The organism is Caballeronia sp., from assembly GCF_049581465.1.
Taxonomy (GTDB): Bacteria; Pseudomonadota; Gammaproteobacteria; order Burkholderiales; family Burkholderiaceae; genus Caballeronia.
Window position 1 is genome coordinate 1 of the sequence record NZ_JBAUSA010000557.1, and the last position, 3,675, is coordinate 3,675.

The following is a 3,675-nucleotide window of genomic DNA, read 5'->3' on the forward strand; positions in this document are numbered from 1 at the left end:
TGCTTTCCCCGCGCCATGGCCGTTGCCGCAGCCGTTGATCGAAGCGCTGCCACAGAGGCCGTGGGGGTCGCCTCGCACCGCGGCCGTGGCGCATGCGATCGCGCTGCTCGCCTTCGCGCTCGCACTGGCAATCTGGAGTTCAGCGAAGAACAACCAGGCGATGCTCACGCGTATCGGGGCCGATATCGGCCGGTATTCGATGATCTCGCAGACCCATGACAGTGCACGGCGCGATGCGCTGCAAACGCTCGTGACGGAGCGCGATCTGATCGACCGCTATGGCCGTGTCGGCGTTCCGCTGCGTCTGTCGTTTGGTATGTACCGCGCGGCTGCGCTGACGGAAACACGCAACGTTTTGGGCTCCTGAGGGGAAAGACATGTCAACAGGTCCATCGCTCTATGACATGCTGCTCGGACATATCGGCGGCGTGTCACTTGATGCCTACGACAACAAGACACTGGAGATACTGAGCGTCCAGGAAAACATCAAGCGTATCCTCAACACGCGGGCCGGCTCGCTCAAGCACCTACCCGACTACGGGTTGCCTGATCTCTCGAATATCTACCAGGCCCTCCCAGCGTCCGCCCATCTGCTCAAGAAACAGATGGAGACGACGCTGCTCACCTATGAGCCAAGGATCCGGTCGATCGACATCGAACTTGACGACGTGCCAGATCCGGGGCTGAAGGTAAGCTTCGTGATGAGCTGCCATCTAAAGAAAGCGGGACTTGTGCGGTTCGGGACTTACTTCGATCCGCCGGGGCGTCTGCGTGTGGAGCGGCGGGTTCAGGCGAAGGGCGGTCCGTAATGGGCGAGGATGTTTACCGTATCGGAGAGGGTCGCATGGATCGGCGGCGCGTCCGCATCAGCGGCCGGTTTTCGGCCTTTATCGATAGTCCGTCCAAGTCGCTCAAAATGGCCGGAGAAAGGAGCACGTGCTCCCTGCGAATGAGTCTTGTCGGTGAGGAGTTGTCTTTCACGATCGTCTGCTTTCCAACCCGCTGATCACGGCGGCCCACATTTCCCGGGAACCCACATGTCTAGCATTCCGCCTAAAGTATTTGTCTCTTACTCTCACGATACCGAGCCCCACAAGGACTGGGTGCTTGCGCTTGCCACCCGTTTAGTTGCCAATGGGGTTGACGTGGTTCTCGATCAATGGGACCTAACGTTCGGTTGCGATCTCCCGCGATTTATGGAGTCTGGTCTTACCGCGGCACATCGTGTGCTGGCCGTTTGCACTGAGCCATACGTAACAAAGGCCAACGCGGGGCGTGGAGGCGTTGGATACGAGAAGATGATTCTCACCGCTCAAGTGATGCAAGACATCTCTAGCGATCGAATTATCCCTATCATTCGGAATAATGTGTCGGCTCCACCAGTTCCAACCTTCCTCTCATCTCGCGTATTTGTCGACTTTAGTGACGACTTAGCCTACTCGCTCTGGCAAAATTGCCCTTCATGCTGATTTTGGCAGTCCTTCGCTGGATCGGATATGCATTGGGTTCACAAACCATCAAACCGGTGTTGGAGCAGTCGCAGCGATATCACCTCGACCTTCGACGATGGCAAACACGGTGGACTGAACTAGCTCGAGGCGTCGATACCAAGCTGATGACGGCGTCGTCGAGCACGCGTGAGTATCGCGAAACAACCTACCTGCTAATCCGTAATTCCGGCGACTCGTTGATCGATGAGTTGCAACTATGTGCCGAAGCACAGCGTGGAATGCTGAAGTTTCAGGAGACTGTCCATCTGCATCGGCTCAAACCGGGCGAGATTTTCAAGATCATGCTGCCTAGTTTTCCGGTTGAAGAGTTATGGACTACTGAAGCGGGTGTTCACGCGAGCTACGAATCAACTGAAATCTTCCCAATACGGATTACCCGCGAAACCCAAGTTGAAGAATATTTGCCCCATGCTTTGCGGTGTCATCCGACTCACGACGACTCGGTCAACGGTGGCTGGCAGCGCTGGCGCGGAAGGCTCTACAGTACGAAAGCCATCGAAGACGACATGCACGAACTGAAAATGCGCTTGGCATTGCGCTTCTGTGGTCAGTACGGGTTGTTAGGTTGGCAAGCAGGGGAGTTGTTCTACGACGCGTTGTGCCGTCGGCTATATCGATGCTTGCCTCGAGTCACGATTTACGCTGTGCTTACGAACCGTTGGATTTTGTTATCGATCATTTGGATGCCTCTAATATTGCGGTGGAGGACGTTAGAATTTGTTGTGGATGACGAGTTACGAGGTGCCTCTGATCTTGTTTTTCGCCGAGGTGACCCTCGGAACGTTCCAACTTCTTCTCGGTCACGCAAGACAGGAGAGCACTGCGCGGAACCTCGGGATCGAGGTGGATGATGTGAATCGCGAGAAATCGTTGGAGGCTGCGAATGCATTCTAAGGGATCATTCTGCCGAGCCACAATCGCCCATCTCTCGTATGGTCTGACTCAGTGCACACACGCATCGCCCAAGAACGCGCTACCACCGCCTTGATCGGTGCTACGCTTATTCTCCGGACTCTCCGAGTAAATCCCACCCCCCATGTCCTCCGCGACCCGCATCGGCGTCATCTCCGACACCCACAACCTCGTCCGGCCTGAAGCGCTCCTCGCGCTACGCGGTTGCGAGCACATCATCCACGCCGGCGATATCTGCAACCCCGCCGTCCTCGATACCCTCACGCAACTCGCCCCCGTCACCGCGATCCGCGGCAACAACGACTCGGGCGCGCGCATTGACGAGTTACCGGAGGCGCGCACGTTCAACATCGGCGGAATGGCGATATATCTCGTCCACGACATCGCCGATGTCCCCCGCCAACTCGCCGGTATCGACGTAGTGATCACTGGCCATTCCCACAAGCCACTCATCGAGCGACGCGGCGCCACGCTTTTCGTCAATCCGGGCAGCGCCGGCCCGCGACGTTTCAAACTCCCCGTCACGCTTGGCATCATGCTAATCGAGGCCGGCGAAATTCACGCCGAGATCATTCCGCTCGTCGACTGAGCGCAAAGAACGCAAAAAAGCCGGCGATGAACAAAGCTCATCGCCGGCTTAATCCTCAAGCGCAGATCTTACGCCCGCGCCGGAAGCTCCTCGAAACGCTCATCCACCTTGGCGGCCTCGCGCGTCCCGCGAATCACCGCGCGCGCTTCCGAGTGCGAACCAACCGATGGCGGCGACCCCTTCAGCGGCTTTCTTGCCGTCTCATGCAACGCGAGAACCGAAACAATTCCGATCACCGACGCTCCCATCAGATAGTACGCGGGCATCATCAGGTTTCCTGTCGATGAAACCAGCCACGCAGCCACCAACGGCGTCGTGCCACCAAACAGCGAGACCGAAACGTTGAAGCCGATCGCGAGCGCGCCGTAGCGGATCTTCGTCGGAAACAGAGCCGGCAGTGCCGATGGCATTGCGCCGGTGAAACACGACAGCAGTACGCCGAGAATCAGCATGCCGGCAAAAATCGGCATCGCCGTGCCCATGCGAATCAGGTTGAGCGCGGGCATCGACAAGATAAGCAGTCCGACACACCCAGCCAGCATCACGGGCTTGCGACCAATCTTGTCGGACAGATAGCCTGCCCCGAGGGTCATCGGCATCATCAGTACCATGACGATCAGCACGATGAACAAGCCATGCGTCTCGTTGAACTTGAGCGTGGCC

General features: G+C 57.6%; 5 protein-coding genes and 1 pseudogene. 5 read left to right on the top strand and 1 reads right to left on the bottom strand.

What is annotated here, in order from left to right; translation table 11 throughout:
• The 5 genes and pseudogenes from WCA53_RS13730 to WCA53_RS13750 form a co-directional block, all read left to right on the top strand.
• Positions 1-367: pseudogene (locus WCA53_RS13730) on the top strand (OmpA family protein); the annotation flags it as partial.
• 10 nt (positions 368-377) lie between these two features.
• Positions 378-809, top strand: a complete 432-nt coding sequence (tssE, locus tag WCA53_RS13735; protein ID WP_423911003.1) for a type VI secretion system baseplate subunit TssE — start codon at positions 378-380, stop codon at positions 807-809.
• Positions 810-1,037: 228 nt separating this feature from the next.
• The gene (locus WCA53_RS13740) at positions 1,038-1,469 is read left to right on the top strand and encodes a toll/interleukin-1 receptor domain-containing protein (protein WP_423911006.1); all 432 of its coding nucleotides are present in this window, start codon (positions 1,038-1,040) and stop codon (positions 1,467-1,469) included.
• Complete coding sequence (locus WCA53_RS13745; protein ID WP_423911009.1) at positions 1,463-2,362, top strand: hypothetical protein; 900 nt, start codon at positions 1,463-1,465, stop codon at positions 2,360-2,362. The genes WCA53_RS13740 and WCA53_RS13745 overlap by 7 nt, the downstream gene beginning before the upstream one ends.
• A 185-nt stretch (positions 2,363-2,547) precedes the next feature.
• Positions 2,548-3,012, top strand: a complete 465-nt coding sequence (locus WCA53_RS13750; protein WP_423911012.1) for a metallophosphoesterase family protein — start codon at positions 2,548-2,550, stop codon at positions 3,010-3,012.
• A 68-nt stretch (positions 3,013-3,080) separates the two neighbouring features.
• On the opposite strand, the gene WCA53_RS13755 is transcribed toward WCA53_RS13750, so the two are convergent.
• Positions 3,081-3,675, bottom strand: a 595-nt coding sequence (locus tag WCA53_RS13755) for an MFS transporter (protein WP_423911016.1), incomplete at its 5' end; no start/stop codon positions are given.